The organism is Acetomicrobium mobile (genome assembly GCF_937920065.1).
Genome location: NZ_CALETC010000189.1, coordinates 1 through 3635 on the forward strand (window position 1 = coordinate 1; position 3635 = coordinate 3635).

General features: G+C 52.0%; 3 protein-coding genes. All 3 read right to left on the reverse strand.

Annotated features, from left to right (window positions below):
* Positions 1-961: hypothetical protein (locus Q7P41_RS07395; protein ID WP_303883197.1), on the reverse strand; the 961-nt coding region annotated here is incomplete at its 3' end.
* Positions 961-3129, reverse strand: a complete 2169-nt coding sequence (locus tag Q7P41_RS07400) for a bi-domain-containing oxidoreductase (protein WP_303883198.1) — start codon at positions 3127-3129, stop codon at positions 961-963. The genes Q7P41_RS07395 and Q7P41_RS07400, both read right to left, overlap by 1 nt.
* Positions 3126-3635 (reverse strand): UDP binding domain-containing protein (locus Q7P41_RS07405; RefSeq protein ID WP_303883199.1); only part of this gene is annotated, 510 nt, incomplete at its 5' end. The genes Q7P41_RS07405 and Q7P41_RS07400, both read right to left, overlap by 4 nt.

Sequence of the window (3635 nt, forward strand, 5' to 3'; positions counted from 1 at the left end):
TGAAGTAGGTTGTTCCGATCAGGCGCCAACCGCCAGTTTCGCTATCTGGTAACACCTCGCAATATCCGTATGTCTGAAAAGGTTCATATTCAAATTTATTGTTTTTTTCCCAAGCGAGAATAGCGCGCTCCGTGTGGCCGTACCAAGACACCGTGGGGATTTCGAATATTTCTTCGATTGGCGAGCGGTAAATTTCTGCGGGATATTCTGACCCAAGCAAGGCCCCCTTGAGATGGGTCTTTAGCATTGAAATGACATCAGGTGCGATTTCCTTACACCTTTGGCCAAACTCGGCAATGGCACTTGGGTAACCATGCAAGAACCGAATCTTCTTTCTTGCAACGACAGCTCTTAAGTCTTCAACATAAGATTCTATATTCTTATATATGTTTATGGAATATTGGTGCCTTAACCCATCATATCTGATGCCGTCTGCGCCAAGATTGCGTCCCGAAAAAGAAATTTTCAAGTCCGATGGTTTGTATCCAAGCCTCCCCCAAATCGCATGCATATGTGCCCATTCGACTGGAATATGCTCGGGCGTAATATAAAAGCTCAAAGTAGAACCTGAGGATCCCCCTGTATTCGCCATATATCGACCCTTTGAAGGGCCTGATCGGTTTTCCAAAGGACATTCCTTGAGCATTTCTTTAGTAATAACAGGGAGGTTTCTTATATCCTCAAAGCATCTTATGTCTTCAGGGCGAATATCGTTCCGCTTATACAAGTCACGATAAAATGGAATTTCCATAGCGTCTTTCAGGCTTTTACGGAAACGTGTAAAAATTATCTGTTTCTTTTTGTTCGTAGGCATTTCTTCAAAGGCATTAATTTCCCGCTTCATCTCCCGGTATTTTTTCCCCAGACAAGGTCGGTACTCATAGGGCACACGGGCCCACAATTCACCAATTGGTTCCGGCATGTTTTGAAAAAGGCGTTTTACCATGGGAATTACTTCCATTACATAAACCCTCCCGTGTCCTGCTTTAAACTATTTGTTTTGTTTTGAAGGTTAGAGATTCGAATAGTGGACTCGGTTACCATGAAAACTTCCGTAAAATCGACTTTTTCCTTACTTTCCGAGAGCAGAATCTTTTTTAGAAGATTGTACTCTTCCAGAAACCCCTTTTCCTGGTTCGCTTTATGCATTATTTTTTTGCCCTTTTCGGAAAAGATCTTTGCCTTCGTGAAATTGTCCAATGTGCCGACCTTGCTGTTGCAGAAGACCGTCACGGTTTCTTTCGGGTACGACTTCGTTCCCGCTGAAGTATAGAGGATATTCGCCACAGAGCCGTTCTCGAATTGAATGGTGATATTGACGTTGTCGCTGCAGCTTGTCCTGTTGGGTTCGCCAAGGATTGTTGTTTTTGTTTCCTTCGGAGCTGACTCCGTCAGATACAGGCAAAAGTCGATGAAATGGCACACTTCGCCGATGACTCTCCCGCCGCCGACTTCCGGGTCCTGTATCCAGTGGTCGTCGGGGACTGCTCCCGCGTTGACGGTGTATTGGATCATGCAGAGGTATTTGTCGGTTTCGAGGTTTTCTTTCAGGAACCTGGCAAAGGGCGAGTACCGCCTGTTGAAACCCACGAACAGGTGCTGGTGGTTGCGCTCGTAGGCGGCTTTCACCTCTTCGAGCTGTTCCATGTTGATGGCCAGGGGTTTTTCGGTGTAGACATGCTTGCCCGCATCGAGGGCCTCGATGGCTAGGGGCGCATGGGTATTATGGGGCGTGGCGATGACGATGAGGTCGATGTCGGGGTCCTGGAGAAGCTTTTTGTAATCCGTCGTGGCGTAGCGGAAGGGGTATTTTTTCGTCACCTGGCCCGAGGATGAGCTGCCGGAAGTGGCAATGCCAATGAGTTCGTAGTCGGGGATCTTTGTCATGTTTGGAAGGATCGTCCCCCTGACGAAGTTGCCGCCGCCTATGATGCCCACGCCGATCTTTCCTTCCACCTTGCACTTTTCCTTGTGCAGGGAGATGGTCCGATCGGTTTTTTGGGGCCTTTGTGGGTAGCCCAGGAGGACTCCCACGTACCGTTCCTTGTTTGGATTTTCCGTTATGAGGCCGTAGGCGTCCTGCGCCTTTTCTATGCTGTATTCGTGGGTGATCAGGCCGGTTATGGAGATTTTCTGCTGGTACAGAAGGCGGATGAATTCCTCCATGTTGCGCTTTTCCGTCCACTTGACGTAGCCGATGGGATAGTCTACGCCCTTTTCCTCGTAGTTGACGTCGTACCTCCCCGGTCCGTAGGAGCGGGAAAGCTTGAAGGTGAGTTCTTTCTCGTAGAAGGGGCGTCGGGGAATGTCCATCCCCGTGACGCCCACCATGGAAATGGTACCCCGGTCCCGGCAAAGTTCTGCGGCCAGTTCCACGGGCTGGTTGGAGGATGTTGCCGCCGTGATCAAAACGGCGTCGCAACCTTTGCCCGTGAGGGTGTGAACCTTGCTTGCGACGGATTCGTCGTCGGCCTTGATAAAAGCGGAGAGGTACTGCCTGGCATCTTCTTTTGTGCGTTCATTCAGGTCGATGCCGATGACGCGGCATCCTCCCGCATGGAGGATCCTTGCAGCAAGCTGTCCCACGAGACCGAGGCCAATGACGGCCACCGAGTCGCCTAAGGTGACACTGGCCTGCCTGACGCCCTGCATGGCGATGGCGCCAAGGGCGACGAAGGCGGCCTGCCGGAGGTCCTGGAAGTCTTCGGGAACTTTTACTACAAGGTTTTTGGGTACATAAACGACCTCGGCATGACCTGCCGTGAGGCCGGCGCAAGCGACAATATCGCCCGGGGTAAATTCCGGGGCGTTGGTCCCGACCTCAAGGACCCTGCCGACGAGGCTGTAACCCAGGGGGAGGGGTTCATCGAGCTTGTTGAAGGCCGCCTTTATGGCCGTAAGTGCTCCGTCGGTGCGGATCTTGTCGAGGACTTTCTTCGCCTGGTCGGGCCGTTCTTTGACCTTGGCGAGAAGGCCCTTTTTGCCGAAGTCCAGAAGGGACCGCTCCGTGCCAGCGCTGACGGCCGACCAGAGGGTTTCCACCAGCACGCCTCCCTTTTTGCAGGACGGGGCAGGGACATCAAGGATGAGAGGCGTTCCGGTCTTGACGTCCATAAACACCTGTTTCATGCCGTCACCCCCGCGGCGTCGTGGAGGGGTTTCCTGAGGATAGAATCAAGGCTGTCCTTAAATTGTCTGTGTCCGGTGGTTATGACAAGGTAATCGGCCTGTTCGATCACGTCTTCGAGCTGCATGTTGGGGTAGCCTTCCACGGTTTTCTCTTCCCTGTTGGGTTCGCAGGCGATAATGTTGTGGCCGGCGTTTTTAAGGTTCCTTGCAATGACAAGCGCGGGACTCTCGCGGATGTCGTCTATGTCGGCCTTGTAGGCAAGGCCGAGGATACCTATGGTGATGTGTTTTTCTCCAAAACGGTCTTGTATGTCCTTTTTGACCTGCGCTGCAACCCATTCAGGCTTTTTGTCGTTTACCTTTCTGGCAGTGCGGATCAGGTCGGTCTTTTCGGGGAATTTCTCGACGATGAACCAGGGGTTCACGGCAATGCAGTGTCCGCCGACGCCAGGGCCGGGGTTGAAGATGTTCACCCTGGGGTGGTGATTTGCCAGATCGATGAGACG

What these genes read in the sequence shown, in the direction of transcription:
- Q7P41_RS07400 (WP_303883198.1), bottom strand. Translation starts at nt 3,129, where the DNA reads ATGAAACAGGTGTTTATGGACGTCAAGACCGGAACGCCTCTCATCCTT.